Origin of the sequence: Nostoc parmelioides FACHB-3921, from assembly GCF_014696625.1 — a bacterium.
GTDB lineage: Bacteria > Cyanobacteriota > Cyanobacteriia > Cyanobacteriales > Nostocaceae > Trichormus > Trichormus parmelioides.
Genome location: NZ_JACJQL010000033.1, coordinates 42,031 through 66,083, shown reverse-complemented (window position 1 = coordinate 66,083; position 24,053 = coordinate 42,031). Strand labels below are relative to the sequence as shown.

The following is a 24,053-nucleotide window of genomic DNA, read 5'->3' as shown; positions in this document are numbered from 1 at the left end:
GTAAGTCCTATTACTAATCAGTGCTGACTCAAGCTATCGTCACCTCTGGCGACAAATAAACGTCCTGAATCGCGTGGAACAGCTTCACACCTTCCTCAAAAGGACGCTGGAAAGCTTTTCTCCCAGAAATTAATCCTGTACCACCAGCCCGTTTATTAATAACTGCGGTGCGGACTGCTTCTGCAAAGTCATTTTTACCGGATGCACCCCCAGAATTAATCAAGCCTGCGCGTCCACAATAGCAATTGAGTACTTGGTATCTCGTTAAATCGATGGGGTGGTCAGTGGTTAAATCTGTATAGATTTTTTCATTAGTTTTGCCGTAACTCTGACCTGTGGCTTTGGCTACTGCACCATAGCCATTGTTATTTTCGGGCAACTTTTGTTTAATAATATCGGCTTCAATTGTTACACCTAGATGATTTGCTTGTCCGGTGAGGTCAGCCGCCAGGTGATAATCTTTGTCTTGTTTAAAAGCGTTATTCCGCAAGTAACACCAGAGAATTGTCACCATCCCTAGTTCATGGGCGCGTTTAAAGGCGCGGCTAATTTCTTGAATTTGTCTGGTGGACTGTTCGGAACCAAAATAAATTGTTGCACCCACAGCCACAGCGCCCAAATTCCAAGCTTGTTCTACATCAGCAAACAATACCTGGTCAAATTGATTGGGAAAGGTTAACAATTCATTATGGTTAAGTTTAGCAATGAAAGGAATTTTATGGGCATATTTACGCGAAACACTACCCAATACACCTAAAGTTGTAGCGACAGCATTACAACCACCAGCGATTGCTAAACGGATGATATTTTCTGGGTCAAAATAAATAGGATTGGGTGCAAAAGATGCTCCGGCTGAGTGTTCAATACCTTGGTCTACTGGTAAAATTGAAAGATAGCCAGTATGTGCCAAACGACCTGTAGAATAAAGCTGTTGGAGATTTCGCAAGACTTGAGGATTGCGATCGCTATTTAACCAAACTCGATCAATAAAATCAGAGCCTGGTAGATGTAATAAGTCTTGAGAGACTTTAGCTTTGTACGTCAGCAAGTCTTCTGCTTCATGCCCTAGCAATGACTCGATAGAATTAGATTCTAAGAGTGTGGTAGTCATAAGGGTTTCCTCAAATCTGAGAAAATGATTTTGCTTTCAAGATAGCATCTTACTAGTTTTAAATGTTTACTTGAAACCTTTCTCTGCCTTTTTCGGTATCTTGCCTTTGGGCTTAGATTTGTGAACTTCTGCAACTGCTTCCTGAAATAATTCATGCAGGTGTATCGGCACACTAGCAATATCTGGTAAGTCTGGTTCAAGAGGTTTATTAAATTCTTGTAAAAGTGCATCCAAGTCATTACTAATGTTGAAATCTGGGCGTTGTAACACAGTTTGTAAAACTTTTTCTAAGGAACTTGGATACTGTTCGGCTAAACGATCCCAAATAAACGCATTAATACTTTTATTTTCCAGATAATAGCGAACTAATTTCTCAGCCCCATCAACACTTTGCCAATCTTCTGCTGATAATAAAGATTGAAATTTACTATATGTTGGTAAAAACATTTGTCCCCAACGGGGATGAGAAATAGCTGTTACTTGTTCCGCTTTTTTCAGTTCCACAGGTAAATCAACTTTTGGCATTACCATTTTGGTATTACCACTTTTATTATTTAATATCTGGGAAACTATCTTGACATCTGCACCAGTTTCTTTAACGGCGGCTTGAATATCCTCTTCTTGAACACCAGCTTCTATTGCTAATTCACTCAGGGATTTTGTCTGATCAATTCCTAAACCTGCCAAACGTTTCTCTGTAATTAATTCTTGAAAATCAGCTATTTTTTTATTAAGTTGATATCCGGGTAGAGTAATTTCATCACTGCCAAAAAAGTCAATAAAATCCTGATGATATTGATATACAGAATTCCAGGCTGCTTCTAGGACATCAGGCGCATCACTGTAAAGATGATTCTTATAGTTTTCTTTAAAATTACCAATAGCTACAGCTAATTTTGGTTTGCCCAATTTACCTAACAATATATATGGACTAGAAAATGTCCAATAATTATCGGTAACAGGAGCAATGCGAGTTAGTAAAATCTCGCCTATTTTTAATCGTTCAATTGCTTGTAACATTTGGGAATTATTTGGCTTAACGATATAAGATTTATTCGTTAACCAGTTGAGCAATTCCAAGCCATCAGGTAAAATTTGACTAATAGCAAATAAACCCATAAAACTACGATGCCAACTGTTGAGAAGATGGCGATCGCTCTCTGATAAGTTTACCTGACTAGCGATAAATAAATCTAGTGGCGACTCATCACCAACTTTTCCCTCAATCAAAAAGCTGTCAATTGTTAAGTCTTGCTGTGTATTATCCCCACTACCACGGCGTAACCTTTCTGCTGCATAGGTTTCTAACGCTTGGGCTATGTCACCCTCCGCATCCAGAACAAAATCCATTAAGGCTTGTTTAAGTTCGTGCGATCGCTCTAATATCTCATCCACAGGTCTATTTCTACGGTGCAACAGTTGTAGATTAAGACTTCCAAGAGAATCACAGCATCTAGCAATAGCTAGATTTGTAAAAATATATATTTAGAAAGTTGACTAAAATCAGCCCTCGGTAACGAGTTGTGTTACCTTTGGCGGGGCGATGAGCAGCGTCCTCAATTATGAGTTCTTCATAAACTAGATACAAGACATTACACAAGGTGCTAACAAATGGTTGCAACTCCCAGTTCTAGCTATATTTCCTCCGAAGAATATCTCAAAGCAGAGGACAGCAGTTCCATCAGGCCTGCATATCGCCAGGAAGAGATTGACGCAACGGCGGGGGCGAGTAATACTCATGTAGTCATTTCTCTGAATATGGCTTCTATGCTGAAAAATCATTTGCGCGGAAGCGGATGTCAGACTTACATCTCAGCAACTAAAGTCCATATCGAGTTACTCGATATCTACTACTATCCCGATGTTACCGTTACTTGTGACCAGCGAGATAGAACATTTAATAACTTTCTCCGTTATCCTGGCTTAATTATCGAAGTCTTATCTCCCAACACCGAAGCCTTTGACAGAGGAGAGAAATTTGCTCACTACCGCCAAATCAAATCATTACAAGAGTATGTACTCGTGAGTCAAAATCGCCAAAGTGTAGAGTGTTTTCGCCGCAACTCCGAAGGACAATGGGTACTTTATCCCTACGGACAAGGAGAAGAGATACATATAGCTAGTGTAGATTTGCGTTGTGCGATCGCTAACGTCTATGAAGATGTTACATTTGAAGTACATCAAGCTGCTAATTAAAGGCGATCGCAAAACAAAGCTTAAGACTTGGGAAGTTAGCCCTTTAACAGTTTAGCCTCATGAAAGCTAACTTAGTATTGAATTGGTGAAGCGTGAGTTTATGACAAGTGTCGTTCATTCTCCCTACAGTAGCGAACAAATAGCCGCTTGGTTGCGTGGATTGCTGACAATAGCTTGGGCTGATGGTAACTTTGATGAGCAAGAAAAAGCATCAATTGCCAGCATTACCAAAGATCAATTAGCCCCTAGTATCGAGTGGGATTCACTGGAAGTAATCACACCAGAAGAATTAGCGACGGTTTTGGGTAAGAATACACCAGCAGCAGAAAACTTTTTGCGTACAGCTGTTATGGTAGCGATCGCAGATGGTACCTATTCTGCCAGCGAAGATCAAGTACTGCACCAGTTATGTCAAGCCTTAGGAGAACCAGAGGACATACTGGAAGCCCTACGCCAAACTTTAATAGTCAAAGAACCAACACATTCTTCTGGGCTAGTAGCACCTCACGCCCCCCCGCTAGAAGTACTTGACCCCCTCCGTGACTGGCTAGATGGGTTAGACATTCAAGACCCCAGAGTAGCCCGTTTCTTGTGTAAAATGATTCCGCCTCAATGCCCCTTTGAACGGGATGTCACCCTATTTGGACGCAAAATTGTTCATATTCCCCCCTTATGTAAAATCAACCCACTCTATGAACAACTCGTAGGTTTACGTTTCCGCGCCCTCTCCTATTTGGCAGATGAATGTAAAGAGGACATTTCGCCTTATATTTAGTTAGTTGTCAGTTGTCAGTTGTCAGTTGTCAATATTCCATAGTTATTCTTCTTTGCTTCCCTTACTCCCCCTGCTCCCCCTGCTCCCCTGCTCCCCTGCTCCCCCGCTTCCCTGCTCCCCACTTAAAAGTCGGTACTCAACACTGGCAAAGAGTGACTACTTAGGCGTAACCTGTTAAGTAGATAAACTAAACAAACATAAACTTTTGCTGATGCGTTACGTTGTGAAGAAGACATCATGATCAATGGAGAGCATTCCAACGAACGACTAACCAATAAGCATTGACGACTGACAACTGACTACTGACAATTGACTAATTATGCAATTTATCGACCAAGCACAAATCGAAGTAGAAGCTGGTAAAGGTGGCGATGGTATCGTCGCCTTCCGGCGTGAAAAATATGTACCTGCTGGCGGGCCTTCTGGTGGAAATGGTGGACGGGGTGGTTCAGTCATTTTCGTTGCTGTGGAAAATCTGCAAACCCTGTTAGACTTCCGATACAAGCATATATTTAAAGCGGATGATGGAGGTCGTGGCGGCCCCAATAACTGTACAGGCGCTTCCGGCAAAGATTTAATCGTCCAGGTTCCCTGCGGAACAACAATTTATGATGCGGAAACAGGTGATTTACTTGGTGATTTAACTAAACCTAACCAACAGCTAATCATTGCAGCAGGTGGTAAAGGTGGTTTGGGAAATCAATACTTCTTGAGTAACCGTAACCGCGCCCCAGAATATTCTCTCCCAGGATTACCAGGGGAAAGAAAGCTACTCCGTTTAGAATTGAAATTATTGGCGGAAGTAGGAATTATTGGTTTACCCAATGCAGGTAAATCAACTTTGATCTCATCTTTATCAGCAGCGCGTCCGAAAATTGCTGACTATCCCTTTACAACACTAATTCCAAATTTGGGTGTAGTACGCAAACCAACAGGAGATGGAACAGTATTTGCCGATATCCCCGGCTTAATTGAAGGTGCAGCCGACGGTGCGGGATTAGGACATGACTTTTTACGTCACATTGAAAGGACGCGAGTACTCCTGCACTTAATTGATGCTACCAGTGACGATATCATCAGAGACTACAACACAATTGAGCAGGAATTGCAAGCTTACGGACGGGGTTTAAGTGAGCGAATGCAGATTGTAGCCCTGAATAAAATTGATGCAGTTGACAGGGAAACTGTAGACTTAGAAGCACTAGCCACCCAATTAAATCATCTTTCTCACGCCCCAGTTTTCTTAATTTCTGCGGTAACTCGCACCGGCTTAGAACCAATGTTACAAGAAGTTTGGGGGATTCTTGACCAAGTAAATGCTCTTGAGGAAGCAGAAGTTTTTAGTTAGCAGCAAAATAGCGAGCGGTTCGTAAAAAAACCCTGCGTACCTCCGCGCTAACCAGCCTGCGGCAAGCCGCAAAAGCGTCTACCGCGTCCCTCTGCGTTCATAAAACCACCATTTCCCAGGAATCCTGTAAAATCTCAATCATGAATCGAACCATCAGGCATAATAGCTCCCTGTAGTTCAGCATCTGTGAGAATTGCCCCTGTTAAGTCTGCTCCTTGCAGATTTGCTTTTCGCAAAATGGCACTTTCCAAATTTGCGTAACTCAAGTCTGCACCTTGCAAGCTAGCCCCGCTTAAATCCGCCGCCAGATTTCCCCACTGAATTGTCCGACCAAAATTTGCTCGACACAGCTTTGCACAGTCTAAATTGGCGTGATGTAGAGAAGCGGCTCTCAAGTCAGCGTAGCTTAAATCTGCCCCAGTTAACATCACGTAGCCCAAATCTGTGCGCTGGTTGGAACTGGGACGTAAATCTGCTTGAAAGAGTAAGCAACGAGACAGATTAGCGCTATTCAAATTAGCTCCGCACAAACTAGCCTTAATTAAGTTGGCTTCTTCCAAACGAGTCTTGACTAACTTTGCACCTGTTAAATCTGCTTCGCGGAGAATGGCGCGATACAAATCGGATTCACTCAAATCTATTCCCCAGAGAATGGCTTCGCTCAAGTCTGCTTCTCGTAAACAGGTATGGCTGAAGTTGCTTTTACCAAGTCGCGTCTGACGTAAATCGGCGTAGCTCAAATCTGCACCTGTGAGGCTTGCATTTGTTAATTCTACTTCTTGCAGATTGATATGCTGAAAGTTGCGTTTGCCAGCAGCATAATGTCTCAGAATTTCACCCACATTCATAAATAATTCAAATTCAATAATTAATAAATTTAAAGGGTATGATACCCACTCTTTAAATTTCTTTTCTTCTGATTCTTGGCCGATGCAGATGCTCCTGTCTAGTATTTGTCACTAGATGAAACTTCAATGGTATGAGCTTGAGTGAGTTCTGTCATCAGTTCCGGGACAGATATGATGTCTTGGGTATAACCAGCATTCGCGCCCGAAAAAATTAGGCCATTTTCCACATCGCCACGGGCTGCTTGAGCAAGTGCTTGCAAAAGGCAATAAGTTTTCCCTTGATCTCTACATAAGCACGTTTCTAAACAGTTGGCAATACATCGCTTTTCTAAGTTTGATGAATTACTCATTACCTGTTCTGTAAACAAATTATGTAAAGCACGACTGGGTTTGCCCACTGGACTGGGTACAGTCACAATATCTTCTGGCTGGGCTTGTAGATGATAATCTTTATAACGTTGGTCGGCATCACATTCTACTGTGGTCACAAAACGCGTACCAATTTGCACACCATCAGCCCCTATTGCTATCATCCGATCAATATCGGTGCGATCGCTAATTCCCCCACTCACAATCAATGGTATGCTTGCACCTAAATGATTTTGGCAATAATCCCGCAGTTGACGAATCACCGACTCAAAAGAAAATCCCGGAACATTAACTTGCTCACACTGGGTAAAGTGTCCCCCTACCTGTTGGCAATTCTCCACAATCAACGCATCTGGTAAACGATGATACCGACTTTGCCAAGTTTCACAAATCAACTGAGCCGCTTCCATGTTCGCCACACTCGGCACTAGTGCCACATCGGGATATGCGGCGGTGTACTCTGGTAAAGTTAGGGGTAATCCTGCACCAGTGATGATGATATCTGCTCCTTGGGCAGCAGCAGTTTGGGCTAATACAGAATAATCTTTGGTAGCAACCAGAATGTTTACTCCAATCACCCCATCAGGGCTGATACTGCGGGCTGCTGCTAGTTCATCTATTAAAGCTAGGCGATTGGCTGTAAAAAAGCTGCGTTTTTTGCGTTTGTCAAAGTAGGGCGAATCTAAACCCAGTCCCAAAGAAGCAATCACGCCCACACCCCCAGCATTGGCAACGGCTCCCGCTAATTTTGCTCCCGATACCCGCACGGCCATTGCCCCTTGAATGATGGGATGGCGGGCAATGTGTTTACCAATCCGTAAAGGCTGGAGGATACGGGTTTTTACAGAACTATTCATTCATTAACTAAATAACTTTAGAGTAATTTTAACATCTCGGTGTCAATTGTTATGAGGATAACATTTATGTACTCAGCCGAAAAATTTTACTTACTTTAATTGACAACTATATTACTATAAAGTTATATAATAATTGTACGACAAGTTACACCCTTGTCAGTTGATATTTCACCATCACATTCGCAATCATCACAACAAATGACAACACTTTTAGAACAGCGTGGTAGCGCTAATTTATGGCATAGATTCGCTAACTGGATTACCAGTACGGAAAATCGAATGTATGTTGGTTGGTTTGGAGTATTGTTGATTCCCACAGCCTTAACTGCGGCAATTGTCTTTATCCTTGCGTTTATTGCCGCGCCACCAGTTGACGTGGATGGCATTCGTGAACCAGTATCAGGTTCTTTGCTCTACGGTAATAACATTATTACTGCTACTGTAGTGCCAACTTCAGCCGCTATTGGCCTGCATCTATACCCTATATGGGAAGCGGCTTCTTTAGACGAATGGCTTTACAATGGCGGCCCTTACCAAATGATTGTCCTGCATTTCCTGATTGCCATCTATGCTTATATGGGTCGGCAATGGGAACTAAGTTATCGCTTAGGGATGCGTCCGTGGATTCCTGTAGCTTTTTCTGCTCCCGTTGCGGCTGCAACAGCCGTGCTGTTGATTTATCCCATTGGGCAAGGCAGTTTTTCCGATGGGATGATGCTGGGTATTTCTGGCACATTCAACTTTATGATTGTGTTTTCACCGGAACATAATATTCTCATGCACCCATTCCACATGATTGGTGTGGCTGGAGTCTTTGGTGGGGCATTATTCTCGGCAATGCACGGTTCCTTGGTGACATCTACATTAGTGCGGGAAACCTCAGAAGTAGAATCAGCCAATACTGGCTATAAGTTTGGTCAAGAAGAGGAAACCTACAATATCGTAGCTGCACATGGTTACTTTGGTAGGTTAATCTTCCAATATGCCAGCTTTAACAACTCCCGTTCTTTGCATTTCTTTCTAGCAGCTTGGCCAGTAATTGGCATCTGGTTTGCGGCTTTGGGTATCAGCACCATGTCCTTTAACTTGAATGGGTTCAACTTCAATAACTCAATTTTGGATCACCAAGGACGGACAATTGACACTTGGGCAGACCTGCTCAACAGAGCCAACTTAGGGATTGAAGTGATGCACGAGCGAAATGCTCACAACTTCCCGCTAGATTTAGCATCTGGTGAAGTTCAACCAATTGCTTTGGCTGCTCCAGCGATCGCTAGTTAGTTTCTCCTGGTATGCTGCTTAGTAGATAGCACCCTAATTTTAGGGTGCTTTATTTTTAGATGACTATGTGATTTTTAAAAAATTGGTGTTTTCTCTTGAAGGGCTTTTAGACTCTTAGCCTGCTGTAGTAAACGTTGACTAATGCGATCGCATACTAACTCACAAAGTTCAAATATCATTGGATCAGTAATCTCGTAATAAGCGCTGGTACCCTTAGGCTGACGAGATACCAGACCTGCTTGAGTTAACACTTTCAAATGCTTAGACAAATTTGCCTGTCCTAAGCCAGTCGCCTCCGCAATTTCCATGACATTCATCGGCCCTGACTTGAGACAAGACAAAATCTGTAATCGACTGGCCTCCGATAGTACCTTAAAATAGTCAGCAACCGCCACAAGAACAGAGGGATCAGCCTGGGATGGCTTTATTTTTGGCATAGTGAGATTTAATTGCCGACACAAAAAGCGTTTAATAACTAGTTGGTATTATAGCTAAATACGATTAAAGTTTGTCATCAGTAGTCAACCGTCAACCGTCAACCGTCAACTGTTGACCACAGACTATTGATGAATCCCAAACACTGACTCAACCGTTGACTTAATCGAATCCCTCGCATCCTTGAGAGTCTGAGTAATGGGGTGCTTAGTCTGCAAAAATACCCGCGCACAGTTGCGTCCAGGCATTCCCGAAATCGAACCACCGGGATGAGTACCTGCACCAGTGAGAAATAAATTATCGATGGGGGTTTTGTAGTTGGCTATTTCTGGCAAGGGACGGAAAAAGACCATTTGATCCAAGGTCATATCAATGTGGTAATAATTTCCTTTGTATGCACCTAGTCTTTCTCCCAATTCCGCCGGGCTTTCTACACGCCGGGCAATTGTTGCTGTTTTGACATTTGGTGCATAGGTTGCCAATTTATCAACAACCTTGTCTGCAACTTGGTTTTTCAATTCGTCCGTCCAACCAGTACCTTTGAAACCAGTACCTTCTGCACCAGCGATTTGATAAGGGGCGAAAAACTCAATCCACACTGTATGTTTGCCAGAAGGTGCTAGTGTGGGGTCGAGATAGCTAGGCATAACTACATACATCGATGGGTCAGAATCAGGAATTTCTCCCAATGTACATTTACTATGTGCTTGTTCCACATGAGCTACAGAATCGGCAATTAAAATAGACCCAACCAAGTATTCATCTTTATGGGCGTGGAAAGGAAAACGCAAAGGTTCATCTAATGCCAAATCTATCTTGAGAATGGTTTCATTGTTGTTAACAATGCGCCGTTCCAACCTTTCCCATAAATCTGGGTCGGCTGCATCTACATCACTTTTATCGGTCATTTGCAAAAACAACCGTTTCGCGTCGATGTTAGAAATGACACCATATTTAGCACGATATTCTGTACCACCACTTACCCGCACACCAACGGCTTTACCGTCATCAATTAAAACTTTTTCAACGTGTTGGTCTGTGAGAATCACACCGCCTTTACTTGTGACCAAGTTCACCAAGGCTTTGACCAATGCGCCAGTACCACCGCGAGGTCTAGCCATCCCAGGATTGTGACGCATTGCCATCATGATTGCACCAATAGCGATCGTTTTTTGCGATGGAGGCGCGCCGAGTTCTGATGCTAATCTTGCTAAGGGTGCTTTGAGAAATTCCGAATCAAACCACTCATTGAGAATATCTTCTGCGCTGGTTAACATATTGCGAATGAAGTCCAGCGTTTTGTTAGGAGAACCGATGACTGAAAATAAGTCCTTGAATTTCGTGATATCGTAATTACCAACAATATCAATAATTGATTTTGGTGGCGCGTTAAACATAGGAATCATTGCACCTATTGCCCGTTGCCAGTATTCGGTAAACTCGGCGTATTTTTTAGCATCACGTTCGCTGTACCGAGCGATTTCTGCACAAGTTTTTTCTAAAGATTTATGAGCTAAAAAATACTTGCCATCGGGATGAGGACAAAAAACAACTGGATCACACTCTAGATATTCTAAGCCGTATTTACCCAGTTCTAATTCCTCAACAACTGGCCCCAAGTGAATAAATTCGTGATCAATGGCACACAAATTAAATTTAAACCCTGGTGCTTCTTTTGGCAAACACTCCTCTGTTGTAGCTGCACCACCCGGAACAGAACGCTTTTCCAGTAGCAGGACACTATAGCCAGCTTTCAGCAAATAAGCGGCACAAACTAGCCCGTTATGTCCTGCACCAATCATTACAACATCATATTCCTGCATATTTGTTATTTTGAATTAGAGTGGCTTGATAATATTACAAAGGGTAAAACGAAATTACAACCTTGATAGTTATTAGTAAATAAACTCCAGGTAATCTTACTGGTATTTTTAATCAGATTTTTCCATAATTGATTCTGGTAATTGAGCGAGATTCACTTCTAATAAAACTATTAATATACTTTGGCGAATTTCCATATTTTTAATACGAATCTTCATACCTTCCCAAACAAAATAAGGGAGATTTACTAGTTCTTTAGCTTTCTGCATCAATGAGGTAATTAATTCTAAAGAAACTCCTTCCCCTTGTGTACAATGGAAGCTTTCTAATATTATAGGTTGGGAATGAGTCCGGGGACGAAGCATAGCAGTAAAACCGAGCGATCGCCTATTATTCTTTTCCTTTAATATAAAATTACCACGAAAGCCCATCTGCCCATCACTAGGCAAAAATATTTGCATATCTTGCATTTCAAAACTAATAATTTCTCTATCTATATTTAACTCGAAATCTTGCATGAAATTACGAGTAAAATCAGATGTAAGTGCAGAATTAATATCGGCTTCTGTGAGAATGACACGAGTAGTTAAATTTACAGGCTTATCTAGTTGAACTTCTCCAAAAATGGCACTTAGTGGATTGATAGCGATACTATCCGTTTTTACTTGGATTTCTTGAACACGGATATTTTGCTTAGTAACTAAGCCTTGACCGCTAACTGTTACACCATCGGCTTGTCCTTGAAATACTTTTAAAATATCAGTCTGGACATAAATGTCAATTTGCTCGGCTGTATCTAGCTGATTTGTTATGCTTCTTTCAGCCACCTGAGATATTAACTTTTCTTCTAAATTCTGCTTATCTGGCATGAACTCATATTTTCCTAGTTTCCTCTCACTAATAACTTTAAACTCTCAGTGGTCAATATCGGATCTACAATATGGTATATACAAAAAAACAAATAGTTTCTATCAAAGCATTTTTCAGGCAAGTCATTAATATTCAATAAGCCCTAAGAATGATTTATGAAAATTAGACCATTCTTGAGAAATATAGCTCTTGACTGTTGACAGTATATCTATCGCATTCTTTTTTCACATTGCTATAAGCTGATGCACATCTGAATTGCATAATTACTAATAAGGGCTGTTAACAGTCAACAGCCCTCACGATAGATTGTGCAAATTAGCTTACAGTAGTTGTTTCTAGAATCCGAGATGTGATTTGACGCTGACTCTTAATCACCATCTCGATAGGACGGTGTGGGCCTGTTACTAAACCACGACGTTTTGGGCGGACTTCCACACTATTAGCTAATTCTAATTCGTAGCTAGTCATGATTTTAGCAAGTGCTAATTTCATCTCCCATTGGGCAAAAGCTAGACCAAGACAGCGCCTTGTACCACCACCGAAGGGTAGATACTCATAGGGTGAAAACTGCCTTTCTAAAAATCTTTCTGGTTTAAACTTTTTCGGTTCTGGATATAAATCTTCCCTTTGGTGGGTCAAGTAAATTGAACCTAAAACTGGTGTACCTGGTGGGAGTTCATAACCACCCAATGCCATAGTTTCGATGACTCTCCTGGCGAAAGTTAGCATTGCTACTGGGTAAATTCTCAGGGTTTCAGAGTAAACAGCATTGAGATAGGGCAGTTTGAAGATGGTGGTGGAGTCTGGATTATCTCCTAAACTATCTAATTCTTGCAGTAATCTGGCTTTGACTGCGGGTAATTTATGAATCCAATACATAGCCCAGGCTAAGGCTGTAGCCGTGGTTTCATGACCTGCTACTAACAGGGTCATCAATTCATCGCGTAACTCGACATCGGTCATTGGTTGACCGTCTGCATCCCTAGCATCCATGAGTAAGCTAAGAATATCGGTGCGTGATGGGTCGGGATTTTCTCGACGTTCTTGAATTTCTTCGTAGATAAGTTCGTCAACTTGCTGTTGTATTTGTACTTGTTCACCCCAAAATTTAATCGGGCCAAAATCCCGGCGTAAGGCAGGGAAATAAAGCAAAGCCACACTAAAAGGGGAACTGCTTTTTTCTAAAAGGTCAGACAACAAATGTTGTAGTGTCTCAGCACGGGAACCTTCATATAAACCAAATACTGCCTGCATAATTACCCTTAAGGTAATAGCCTGGGTCACAGAACGGATTTGAAAGGGTTGACCTATCTGGTATTGGCCGATAACTTTTTCTGTGACATCGGTAATCACCTGACTGTAACCCCGCATTCTTTCGCCATGAAAAGGAGGCATTAATAATTGCCGTTGGCGTTGGTGTTCTGCACCAGAAAGAGTAATTACAGAGTGTTTACCTAATAAAGGTTCAAATAAATCATTCCAATCACCTGGTGAGTCTAGTTGGTTGTTATCGTTGGTTAAAATTTGCTGTATGTCTTTGGGGTTGCTGAGAAATACTATCGGTGGGACATCTTTGGCTAACTTTATCGAGAAAATGTCTCCGTAACGTTTAGCGCAGTCTTCCAGAAAGGACATGGGGCTAAAAACCCAGCGCAGTACTTGGACAAAAACGGGAGTTTGGGGGCCTTTTGGTAGGTGCATAAAATTTTTATAAATTAGATTTTTATAAATTAGCAAGTGCTGAGTGCAAAGTAAAAAATACTTACCTCTAAATTATTAGTAATCATTGTTTTGGTGGGCATTGCCCGCCCTACTAATCCTAAATCCCCTTTACAACACGTAACGGCGAATTGCGAATTGCGTTAGCCTTCTCTACGTTCGCGGAGCGTGTCGTAGACAGACGCTACGCGTTGGCGGAAGCCTCTCGTAGAGATGCCGCAGGCTATTGCGAATTGGTTCAACAAGGCATCAAGGCATCTAATCTGCCAAGTACTGCCATATCTTCTGCATCTAACTCTAAGGGTGTACCACTACGAATTAGTTCTGCAAAGTCTTCGTTAGGAACCATAATTGTTAATGTGTACAGGCGACTAGAGCCTGTATTTTTGATTAAATGGGTGCCGGTGGGAGGTACTAATAAACTATCTCCGGCTTTGATGGGAACTTTTTTGCCGTCACACATGGCTATGCCTTCCCCTTTAATGACAAAAAACATTTCTACCGCCCATTGATGACGATTAGGTGGTGTTTGTCCGCCGACTTCAAAAATTTCTACGCAGCAGGTGAGGGAAGTGTTGGCGTTGGTGGAATCAAAAATAATTGCTAACCGATTTGTATCGTGAGGGCTAATACGATATACTTGGTAATCTTTGGGAGATTTAATAACAGGAATTACGCAACGAGTAGCTTGCATTTATTTATCCCTTCCTGTGGCTTCAGGGTGATTTAGGGCTGTGAAAATTGCTTGTGAATCACTAACAAAACCAAAGCATTGTTTAACGTTATATAAGGTCGCTAACCAACAATAATCAGGGGAAGTTGTAGCAGTACAATCTTTGACTAAAATGCAGTCGTATCCTAAGAAGTTAGCATCACATAGGGTAGTCAGTACACATTGATCAGCGTTAACACCAGCAAACAATATTGTTGTAATTCCCAGGTTTTTTAAAATACTATCTAAAGGTGTGTCCCAAAAGCCACTCATGCGGTACTTATCCACACAAATATCTTGTGGTGATTGCTGGAGTTCGTCTACGACTGCTGCCGCCCAACTACCTGCCATCAGTACTCTAGCATCGTTTTTGGGTAAGCGATCGCCTAACCCCACCCCCTCCCCTGTAGGATTGTAAACATGAAGTAAATTGGCGCTAATGTTCAGTAAGTCGGGACGATTGCCCCAATTTAACCAAATTACAGGCACACCAACAGCACGCAATTCTGGCAGTAAATTATTTAAAGGTACGATGGGTTTAGTAGCTGGTGTCACGTCTACGCCGATATGGGCTAACCAGCCATCTGGGTGACAGAAGTCGTTCTGCATATCTATGACAATAATGGCTGTTTTTGCCAAGTCTAGACGCAGAGTTTTGGTTTCTGTTGATAAGATAACGGGTTGTGGAGTCTTTTGCGGACGAGTGATATCTGCGATCGCTTGATTCACCATCCAAGCATTTGGCGCTACTCCCAATGTGCGTAAAGACTGATCCATAAAATTGCATCACCCAACATAATTACTATTTTGTACCTTGAAATCATATTGAGCGTTTAATTACTTAATTAAGGTTAAAATCTGTGAGTTTCACTATCCAAAATGTTCTACTAGCTACTGATGACGGTTACACCACTGCCGATGTTCAGGTTGTGGGTGATAAAATCGCCGCTATTGCCCCGAATTTAGATGTTGTCGGTACTGCCATTGACGGTAAACATAAACTGTTACTACCTGGTTTTGTCAATGCTCATACCCACTCATCAGAAATGTGGCAAAGAGGCTTAATCTCTATTTTTCCTTTAGAGTTATGGCTGGCGGAATTGTATGATTTTGCGCCTTTGGATACGGAGAAGGTCTATCTCAGCGCCTTGGGTACGGCGGTAGAAACTTTACTGTCTGGGGGAACCAGTGTAGTAGATCATCTGGTATTAATTCCTGGTCAGGAGTTAGAAACTATCGCCAGTGCAGTCCGCGCTTATCAAGAAGTCGGGATTCGGGCTTTTATCGCCCCCCTAATTCAAGACCAATCCCTCTCCGCCGGGCTACCTGCGGGGGAATCGACCCAAACCCATGAGCCTTTTTTCCGTTCAACTACTGCCACCTTAGAATTGGTAGAAGAGGCTGTGAGACAGTTTCATCGTCCAGATGCAGGTGTGAGTATTTTAGTCGCTCCTACGGGGATACAGTTGTGTACTGATGCTTTATTCACAGGTTGTATTGAATTAAGCGATCGCTATCATCTTTGTCGTCACTCTCACTTATTAGAAACCAAAGCCCAAGAAAAACTCGCCCAAGAGAAATACGGTTGTAGTGCTGTTACCCATCTGCAACGCATTGGTTATTTAGGCGATCGCACTTCTTTAGCTCATTGTGTGTGGTTAAATGATGCTGATATCGATATCCTCGCACAAACCCAATCGACAGTCGTCCACAATCCTTTAAGTAATTTACGTTTAGGTAGTGGAATTGCCCCAATTTTAAAATATCGCCAAGCCGGGGTAAATGTTACTTTTGGTTGTGATGGTGCTTCTAGTAACGACTCACAGGATTTATTAGAAGCTATTAAAATCGGGTCTATTTTACATAACGTCACCGACTTTGATTATCGCTCTTGGATTTCTCCCAGACAAGCAGTAGAAATGGCATCTTTAGGCGCGGCCAAGGGACTAAATCTGGCGGATCAACTCGGTTCAATTACCGTTGGCAAAAAAGCCGATTTAATACTGTATGATCTCACTAACTTATCATTAGTTCCGCGTACAGATCCCATTGGTTTATTAGTTTTAGGTCGTCCTACAAATGTTGTTGATAGTGCTTGGGTAAATGGTCAGCAAATCATCAACAATGGTCAAGTAAGTACAATTGACGTTGAGAAATTGCGAGCAGAATTATTCCACCTCAGTGAATGGGCTACTAATCGCCAATCTCAAACAGTGGAACAATTCGAGCTTCATTACCGCACAGTCATGGGTTTAATTTAATCTTGTCCAAAGAGCTACGGTGTACACACAAATTTAGTAGTACTTTAGAGAAGTTGCATACAACGTCTCTACATCATTTATTTGGCGCAACTTCATAGAGAATTGGTATAAACAGCAATTGTGGTGATAATGTCTATTCTCTATGCCCATCAACTAATGGTTTTGGTGGGCATTGCCCACCCTACAGATACTGAGAATTTTCTGCACAACCGCAGGCTACGCCAACAGAAATCAAATCGATTTCTTAGCTTGAATCACCTGTAAACTGCCACCCGCATATAAAGTGGTTTTACCTACTTCAAAACCAATTTCAGTGAGTAAACCAGCTAAATCTGTTTTTAATAACTGCCAAGCTGTTTCTGTCTCAAATAACAGTAAAAATACTGTTAAACCAGGCCAGAAGATGGGATTAGTAGGAGTGTGAAAATCTACTAATGTAAACACTCCTCCCGGTTTCAGCACGCGATAAATTTCTTGAATAATTTCTCGCAATTGTTGCGGTTCCATTTCATGTAAAGCCGCACTGGTATGCACTACATCAAACTGGTTATCTGGAAATGGCATTTTCTCCGCAAAAGCTTCTACATAATTAGCCTCTGGGACATTTTGTCTAGCCCGTCGCAAAGATAAGGGAGAAGCATCTAATCCTGTTACGTTTTGTGAATATTTCACTAATAATTGCGTTGCTTGACCACTACCACAACAAACATCTAACACAGAAGTATTTGCCTCAATGGTTAATCCTTGCAAAGCTAATTCCCGAAATCTGGCTTCTCCACCTACAGTCAGCGCAGCTACGCGAGATATGGAATCGTACAGCCATTGATAGCGATAACTTAAATCCCTGAAAATTGTTGCCATTGTACTATTCCTAACTGTTAAGCTTTATATTTAATAAAGATATATTGTTAACATTAGTAAAAAATCTGAAAAGGTTGGGGGAAAATAACTGCTATGGGTCGTGTAGGCGTATTATTACTCAATCTCGGTGGTCCCGATAAGCTGGAGGATGTAGGGCCTTTTTTGTTTAACCTATTCTCCGATCCGGAAATTATACGCTTACCATTCCGGTGGTTGCAGAAGCCCTTGGCTTGGTTTATTGCTTCTCGACGCACTAAAACCTCCCAAGAGAACTATAAACAAATTGGCGGTGGCTCCCCACTACGGCGAATTACGGAAGCCCAAGGAGAAGCTTTAAAGGAACAGTTGCATTATTTGGGTCAAGAAGCGAATATTTATGTGGGAATGCGTTATTGGCACCCATATACGGAAGAAGCGATCGCTCTTTTGACCCAAGATAACCTTGATAACTTGGTGATTTTGCCACTATACCCCCAATTCTCCATCAGCACTAGTGGCTCTAGCTTCCGTCTACTAGAAAGACTTTGGCAAGAAGACCCCAAACTACAACGTCTGGAATACACCGTCATTCCCTCTTGGTATAAAGAACCAGGTTATTTACAGGCGATGGCGGAACTCATCCGCCAAGAAGTAGACCAATTTTCTGATCCTGATCAAGTTCATGTGTTCTTCAGCGCTCATGGTGTACCTAAAAGCTATGTTGAAGAAGCAGGCGACCCCTATCAGCAAGAGATTGAGGAATGTACTGCATTAATTATGCAAACCCTCAATCGACCAAATCCTCACACTTTAGCCTACCAAAGTCGCGTCGGCCCAGTTGAATGGCTGCAACCCTATACTGAAGATGCACTCAAAGAACTAGGCGCGCAAGGTGTCAAAGATTTAGTTGTTGTACCTATCAGTTTCGTCTCCGAACACATTGAGACACTACAAGAAATTGATATTGAGTATCGGGAAATAGCAGAAGAAGCCGGAATCCACAATTTCCGTCGCGTCCCTGCACCTAATACCCATCCAGTATTTATTAGAGCTTTGGCGAATTTAGTAATTGATGCGCTCAACAAACCCAGCTTCAAGCTGTCGCAAGCAGCCCAAATGAAAAAGCGGGTAAAAATGTACCCTCCCGAAAGTTGGGAATGGGGTATGACTACTAGTGCGGAAGTATGGAATGGACGGATTGCGATGTTAGGTTTTATTGCTCTAATCATCGAGTTAGTGACGGGTCAAGGCCTACTGCATATGATTGGGCTTTTGCAGTAGTGAGAGAAAAACGATGACATCCCATCTGAGAGCGTCGCTGTAATATTTCTATCACAAAAAAATATTAATTGGAGTGATAAATCGGGCATTGAATTTTGATCAATGCCCGATTTTTTATAACTAATGAATAGTAGTAATTCTTTCAAAAGATAGGAATAAAAACTGGAGAAAAATCGACTAAATATCCCATTAGTGGGACGTATTGGCTGCTGATATTTTTTAAAGTGAGTTTGATTTGATTGATAAATTACGTTAGTTACAGGACATTCATCATGAGAAAATTATTTTGGTTATCAACATTAGGTTTGGCGATCGCTGCAACTAGTTTACCTGTTGTAGCCCAAACACCCGTAACTCCAATACCTGAAACTCAAACCCCAGGAACCCAAATTCCTGACACTCAAATTCCCAACACTCAAACCCCAGGAACCCAAATTCCACAAACTACACCAATAACTCAAGATAGTTTTGGCGCACCTCGAATTAAACATACAAGTACATCTCGTACCACCAATTACATCAGTCTCTACACAGGTAGTCAACCTTTAGCCTACGTGACGGTTTTACCGCAAGAAAATATCAGCATTGGTGACAATATTACAGTCACAGATCAATCTGGTCAAAGCATCAATGCCAACGTTACCAGAGAAGGAGAGCGAGTGAGAATTAGCTTTGCTCAACCAGTAGCCCCAGGAAGCACTTTAGAAATTGCCCTCACAGATTTGGCATTTGGTTATCCCTATCCCTCCAAAAGTACTTTTAATTATGAATTAGCTGGTGGACATATTGGCTTTAACCGAGAGATTCCTTATGGTTTAGCTCAGTTTCAAGTATACTAACTCCGTTTGCTAATTCAATGTCTCAGGAAAATTAGAAAGTGTTGGGTTGGAAGCAATAATTTTCAACTCAACACTTAACTATTAATGACTATTGACTAAATAGATCATTATTTATTTTCCTGCATATTCCTGACAATTTTAGTTACTAGTTTCCTGGGGATAAATCTGATACTTTTCGCCATTATTTTATTGATCAAACCAGGAATAACAATTGTTTTGCCCTGCATCAAACCACGATAACCAATATCGGCTACAGTTGCTGCATCCATCATCCTTTTACCTTTAACTAGCTTAGAATCTGCCATCCCCGTTCTCTGATGGAAAGCAGACTGTGTCGTTCCGGGACAAAGAACTGTCACAGTGACACCTGTACCGTCTAATTCATTGGCGAGTGCTTCAGAAAAAGATAATACGTAGGCTTTAGTCGCAAAATAAACGGCCATCAAAGGCCCTGGTTGAAAAGCCGCAGCAGAAGAGACATTTAAGATTTTGCCCTCACCTTGCTGAACCATATTTTTGAGAAATAACTTAGTTAAATGGGTAGTACATACCAAATTTACCTGTAGCATTTCTAGTTCATCAGTCAGGTTAGTGTCATTAAATAATCCATAGGTACCAAACCCAGCATTATTAACTAGCACATCAACTTTAATATTTGCCTGTTCTACCTCTTGGAAAATTTCTTCAGGAGATGTTGTTTTAGATAAATCTCGGACAATAGGCTTAACAGAAATTCCGAATTTATCTTGAAACTCAATCGCTATTTCTTCTAGTTTTTCCTTTGCTCGATCTACTAATACGAGATTGTAATCATTTTCAGCGAAAATACACACTAATTCATAACCAATACCACTAGCTGCACCAGTAATTAGAGCAGTCTGCTTATGTGTTTTGTTCATGTTTGATGTTGGGTGATTTCAATAGATTAACTAGGTCTGTATTTATCAAAAGAGAATGGGTAACTAAAGAATTGACCTATTTAAAAAACCAAAATGATAACGCTTTAAATATGATTCAGCAGCCTGCGATAACTATCAGGGTAAATAAATTTCAGCAATCGAACTTAGTTAGTGTGCGCTTAAATCCTCTTGTTTTGGTTAAGGATGAGGAGAAGCTAGCTGCATCCGTAATTTGCACATAATTTTTGCTGATTTCAGGCTCCTGAATTCTAATTTTTATTTGATAAATATGAACGAGCCGTCCAAAATTATATTCAACTTGTTGGGGCATTTTTGTATATATATATTCTATCTAAAAAATAATTTTTGTTCGGAATTAAAACTATATTATTTAGGGTAATGCTTGCAAAAATTTAAATATGTATATCTGACTGGATGAATTTTTGTGTAGTATGTGCTAAACGAAAATCATACTTAATCTCCGATTTTACGGTGGTTATGAAACTAGAAACCCTTGTAAAGTATGGATTTTTAAATTTTTAATTGGTATGAAAACGAAGTTAAAATTTATTTAATTTTTCCAAACATTGAAAGAAATTTCTATAGTGTCGATTAAGTTAAAGTGAGCAACAGCAGAAAAATAATTCTGAGATTGTTGCTAATACTACAAAGTATGATATTTCATTATGAAAATTAGAGCCTATTATAACTTTGTATATCGATACAAGTATGCTAAACCCTTTTCGCAAGGACTAAAAATTCAGCTTATTTTATTCTGGAGTTTCGGTATTTGGGGATTATTAACAGCAAATTCACAAGCTGCTCCAATACACAGTAATTGGGATAAATTCTCGAAATCGCTAGAAAATATCACTTTTAATAATAAAAATGTTGATTTATTCTCTATCCAGAATAATCAACGCCACCCCAATATACTTTTAAATCAATTAGATAAAAAACATATCTTAATTGCTGCCCCGGAAAACTTCAATCCTGGATTACGATTACCTCCAGCTATACCAATACCACCCACAATACAGCCTAACCCGATTCCACCTGCAAATCCCACCGAATCGGTTAAGCCAGTGACAGTATTAGAAAGTATTCAAACAGACTTCGTGAATGATACTAATAACTTTGGTCAAAGTAACTTACTCGTTGAACCAACAATTCAGTTTAAATTGCCTAACGGCAATAAAATATTTCTCAAAACAGGTTTAGAATTGTTTGAACAACGGGATGTGGAATCGGTTACTAACATTCCCGTGAAAATTGGATGGCAAGGAAAAGTAGATGAAATAACTCTACAAACAACAGTAGGAGTTGATGTCTTTAATCGATTACCGACAGCTATCAATTTCAATGCTCAGATGGAAGCTCCTATTATACCACCACAAATTTCTTCTTCAGGTCAATTAGTATCGGGTTTAATCATATCAGCTAACTTAGAACAAGGCCCTTATAAATCTAATGTTCAAACCTTAGAAAATCAAATTACAGCTTGGCGGTTTGGGCCTAATTTATATTGGCAAATTGATCGTGACACTAGTTTATTCTCATCGCTGCGTTTGGGTAACTATAGCGATCGCAATTTTGAAATTCAGTCTTTTAGCAGGCTAGAACGCAAGTTTGGACAATTTTCTTTGGCGGCTAACTTATTCAATTGGAGTTACAGTCGCAATCTGGAAAGCACTAGCGGCTATTTTTCTCCTCCAGATTTTCTCGCATACAACGCTGAAGTTGCTTGGCAGGGCGATATTGCTAATTTCTTGCAGTGTCGGCTGTCAGCCAATGTGGGACAACAGCGAATTAATGGAGAAACTGATAACGCCAACACTTATCAAAGTCGTTGTACAGTCAAGTTATCGCCAAAAATAGAGGCTGATATTGGCTATGGCTTTAGTAATGTGCGAAATCAAGATACAGGCGGAAGTGATTACAGTGGAGGTTCTTTGACGGGACAGTTAAGGATGAGATTTTAAATGTTAGTTAAATTTGCGAATTGGGAAAGATAACGTTGTTAAAGCTTTGAGTAAATTACACAATAAGGCTTGATACAGCATGAGTTCCGACTTTCAACCCCCACCTCCAGGCTTGTCTATACTAGCTGCTGTTGGAGGGGTGGTTACCGCAGTGATAGCGATCGCTGGGTTAAATTCTTTGTCTAGTCGTCTGGCTCAAAATACGTCAATATCTGCAATATCAACACCTCAAACTTCTCCTACCGCTAATGTGGAAACACAATCACAAAAGGTAGCAAAACTTGATGCTAAATCTGTAGTTCTACCAGGAACAGAGGTTCCTACTAGTGAATTAACCAAAACTAAAACACCTTACATCGGGGTGAAACTTGGCAAACTGGATGCGGTAGATATGGCTAACGCTCGGATAGCTTGGTCATATTTTCAACACAACTGGAACGATGAAACCGGCTTAGTTAATTCCGCCGATGGCTTTAGTTCTGTCACTATGTGGGATCAGGCGGCGGCGATCGCTGCTTTGGTGAGTGCTAGAGAACTAAATCTCATTCCAGTGGCAGAATTTGAGGCAAAGATGAGTAAAATGTTGCAGACTTTAGCAACCCTACCTTTATATAAAGGTGAACTGCCCAACAAAGTCTACAATGCCAAAACTCTCCTTCCTGTTAATTATGGAAAATTAGAGCAACGAGAAGAAATTGGCTGGTCAGCAATTGATTTAGGACGAATGGCTATCTGGCTAAAAATTGTCGAAGCCAAGTATCCCCAAATGCGATCGCCTGTGCAAGCTGTTTGGAAGCATTGGCAAGTCAAGCGCCTCACCAGAAACGGGCAAATGTACGGCACTAGCGTTGTTCAAGGTCAAGAACAATATCACCAAGAAGGGCGCTTAGGCTATGAGAATTACGCCGCCTGCGGTTTGCAACTATGGGGGTTAGATGTCAAGCAAGCCTTAGATTATCGTTCGCAAACCGCCTTTGTCAATCTCTACGGGCAAGGTGTTCCTTATGATCGCCGCGATGCTAACAACTCAGGCGCAAATAACTATGTTCTCAGCGAACCCTATATTCTGGATGGCATAGAAACTGGGTTTCAGGCTTTGCCTAAAGTTTATGCTGATAGAGTTTTAGCCGCTCAAGTAGCCCGTTATCAAGCAACACAAGAGTTAACCGCTTTGACAGAAGACAATGTAGACCGTCTGCCTTACTTTGTTTACAACAGCTTGTTTGTGAACGGTAAACCTTGGGCAACGATTACAGACACCGGACAACAGTACAATAATTTACGTTTTCTCAGTGCCAAAGCGGCGATCGGCTGGCATATGCTTTACAACACTGATTACACAAGCGCTTTATCTAACACTGTTTTCAAGCAACTGAAATCTGATAAAGGCTGGTACAACGGATTGTATGAATCTTTACGTCAGCCAAATAAAGCGCTCACAGCTAATAATAATGGCGTAATTTTAGAAAGTTTTCTCTATAAGCAAGTGGGTAAACCCCTCATTGTTTGGGCAGGAGTTAAGCTTGAAAGCGGAGGTGTTGGAGCGATCGCACCTGAGCAATAGTTTCAAAGTCAAGATTACTGTGAACTAAAAGTAAATAAAGCATTA

General features: G+C 41.2%; 21 protein-coding genes. 9 read left to right on the top strand and 12 right to left on the bottom strand.

Annotated elements, in window-relative coordinates; all coding sequences use genetic code 11:
- Positions 1–28: 28 nt before the first annotated feature.
- Both H6G14_RS20220 and H6G14_RS20215 read right to left on the bottom strand, forming a co-directional pair.
- Positions 29–1,111: a class I fructose-bisphosphate aldolase gene (locus tag H6G14_RS20220; RefSeq protein WP_190569098.1), complete on the bottom strand. Its 1,083-nt coding sequence runs from the start codon at positions 1,109–1,111 to the stop codon at positions 29–31.
- Positions 1,112–1,177: 66 nt separating this feature from the next.
- On the bottom strand, positions 1,178–2,506 hold the full coding sequence (locus tag H6G14_RS20215) for a hypothetical protein (protein ID WP_190569097.1): 1,329 nt from the start codon (positions 2,504–2,506) through the stop codon (positions 1,178–1,180).
- Positions 2,507–2,722: 216 nt separating this feature from the next.
- On the opposite strand from H6G14_RS20215, the gene H6G14_RS20210 reads away from it, so the two are divergent.
- The 3 genes from H6G14_RS20210 to obgE all read left to right on the top strand — a co-directional run bounded on the left by H6G14_RS20210 (position 2,723) and on the right by obgE (position 5,430).
- Positions 2,723–3,307: a Uma2 family endonuclease gene (locus H6G14_RS20210; RefSeq protein ID WP_190569096.1), complete on the top strand. Its 585-nt coding sequence runs from the start codon at positions 2,723–2,725 to the stop codon at positions 3,305–3,307.
- A gap of 100 nt (positions 3,308–3,407) precedes the next feature.
- Positions 3,408–4,082 carry a Mo-dependent nitrogenase C-terminal domain-containing protein gene (locus tag H6G14_RS20205; RefSeq protein ID WP_190569095.1) on the top strand — a complete coding sequence of 225 codons (675 nt, stop codon included), beginning with the start codon at positions 3,408–3,410 and terminating at the stop codon, positions 4,080–4,082.
- Between the two features lie 319 nt (positions 4,083–4,401).
- Positions 4,402–5,430, top strand: coding sequence for a GTPase ObgE (gene obgE / locus H6G14_RS20200; protein WP_190569094.1), 1,029 nt, complete (start codon positions 4,402–4,404; stop codon positions 5,428–5,430).
- Positions 5,431–5,564: 134 nt separating this feature from the next.
- On the opposite strand, the gene hetL is transcribed toward obgE, so the two are convergent.
- Together hetL and H6G14_RS20190 are read right to left on the bottom strand one after the other, a co-directional pair.
- Entirely contained in the window at positions 5,565–6,278 is a 714-nt protein-coding gene (hetL, locus tag H6G14_RS20195) for a heterocyst differentiation pentapeptide repeat protein HetL (RefSeq protein WP_190569093.1), read from the bottom strand.
- Between the two features lie 98 nt (positions 6,279–6,376).
- Complete coding sequence (locus H6G14_RS20190) at positions 6,377–7,504, bottom strand: NAD(P)H-dependent flavin oxidoreductase (RefSeq protein ID WP_190569092.1); 1,128 nt, start codon at positions 7,502–7,504, stop codon at positions 6,377–6,379.
- A gap of 198 nt (positions 7,505–7,702) precedes the next feature.
- Here H6G14_RS20190 and psbA point away from each other — a divergent pair, with 198 nt between their 5' ends.
- Positions 7,703–8,785, top strand: a complete 1,083-nt coding sequence (gene psbA, locus H6G14_RS20185; RefSeq protein ID WP_190569091.1) for a photosystem II q(b) protein — start codon at positions 7,703–7,705, stop codon at positions 8,783–8,785.
- Positions 8,786–8,859: 74 nt separating this feature from the next.
- Here the strand turns inward: psbA and H6G14_RS20180 are convergent, their stop codons facing one another.
- From H6G14_RS20180 to H6G14_RS20155, 6 genes are all read right to left on the bottom strand, one after another.
- Complete coding sequence (locus H6G14_RS20180) at positions 8,860–9,222, bottom strand: ArsR/SmtB family transcription factor (protein WP_190569090.1); 363 nt, start codon at positions 9,220–9,222, stop codon at positions 8,860–8,862.
- A gap of 123 nt (positions 9,223–9,345) precedes the next feature.
- Entirely contained in the window at positions 9,346–11,043 is a 1,698-nt protein-coding gene (gene crtO / locus H6G14_RS20175) for a beta-carotene ketolase CrtO (protein WP_190569089.1), read from the bottom strand.
- Positions 11,044–11,151: 108 nt separating this feature from the next.
- Positions 11,152–11,910 (bottom strand): LmeA family phospholipid-binding protein, encoded by a 759-nt coding sequence (locus H6G14_RS20170; protein WP_190569088.1) that lies wholly within the window; start codon positions 11,908–11,910, stop codon positions 11,152–11,154.
- A 316-nt stretch (positions 11,911–12,226) separates the two neighbouring features.
- A complete protein-coding gene (locus tag H6G14_RS20165) occupies positions 12,227–13,612 on the bottom strand; it encodes a cytochrome P450 (protein WP_190569087.1) in 1,386 nt (461 codons plus the stop codon).
- 256 nt (positions 13,613–13,868) lie between these two features.
- Positions 13,869–14,324, bottom strand: coding sequence for a cupin domain-containing protein (locus H6G14_RS20160; protein ID WP_010997888.1), 456 nt, complete (start codon positions 14,322–14,324; stop codon positions 13,869–13,871).
- A complete protein-coding gene (locus tag H6G14_RS20155; RefSeq protein ID WP_190569086.1) occupies positions 14,325–15,119 on the bottom strand; it encodes a cysteine hydrolase family protein in 795 nt (264 codons plus the stop codon).
- Between the two features lie 83 nt (positions 15,120–15,202).
- Between H6G14_RS20155 and H6G14_RS20150 the strand changes: the two genes are divergently transcribed.
- Positions 15,203–16,603, top strand: coding sequence for an amidohydrolase family protein (locus H6G14_RS20150; RefSeq protein WP_190569085.1), 1,401 nt, complete (start codon positions 15,203–15,205; stop codon positions 16,601–16,603).
- A gap of 231 nt (positions 16,604–16,834) precedes the next feature.
- Here the strand turns inward: H6G14_RS20150 and H6G14_RS20145 are convergent, their stop codons facing one another.
- Entirely contained in the window at positions 16,835–17,464 is a 630-nt protein-coding gene (locus H6G14_RS20145) for a class I SAM-dependent methyltransferase (RefSeq protein ID WP_190569084.1), read from the bottom strand.
- Between the two features lie 93 nt (positions 17,465–17,557).
- On the opposite strand from H6G14_RS20145, the gene hemH reads away from it, so the two are divergent.
- Both hemH and H6G14_RS20135 read left to right on the top strand, forming a co-directional pair.
- Entirely contained in the window at positions 17,558–18,724 is a 1,167-nt protein-coding gene (gene hemH, locus H6G14_RS20140) for a ferrochelatase (protein WP_190569083.1), read from the top strand.
- Positions 18,725–18,996: 272 nt separating this feature from the next.
- The gene (locus H6G14_RS20135; protein WP_190569082.1) at positions 18,997–19,563 is read left to right on the top strand and encodes a hypothetical protein; all 567 of its coding nucleotides are present in this window, start codon (positions 18,997–18,999) and stop codon (positions 19,561–19,563) included.
- Between the two features lie 107 nt (positions 19,564–19,670).
- Here H6G14_RS20135 and H6G14_RS20130 read toward each other — a convergent pair whose 3' ends face one another.
- The gene (locus H6G14_RS20130) at positions 19,671–20,462 is read right to left on the bottom strand and encodes an SDR family NAD(P)-dependent oxidoreductase (protein WP_190569081.1); all 792 of its coding nucleotides are present in this window, start codon (positions 20,460–20,462) and stop codon (positions 19,671–19,673) included.
- 686 nt (positions 20,463–21,148) lie between these two features.
- Here H6G14_RS20130 and H6G14_RS20125 point away from each other — a divergent pair.
- Positions 21,149–22,444, top strand: coding sequence for a cellulose synthase subunit BcsC-related outer membrane protein (locus H6G14_RS20125; RefSeq protein WP_190569080.1), 1,296 nt, complete (start codon positions 21,149–21,151; stop codon positions 22,442–22,444).
- A 79-nt stretch (positions 22,445–22,523) separates the two neighbouring features.
- Positions 22,524–24,008 (top strand): DUF3131 domain-containing protein, encoded by a 1,485-nt coding sequence (locus H6G14_RS20120; RefSeq protein WP_190569079.1) that lies wholly within the window; start codon positions 22,524–22,526, stop codon positions 24,006–24,008.
- The last annotated feature ends 45 nt before the right edge of the window (positions 24,009–24,053 follow it).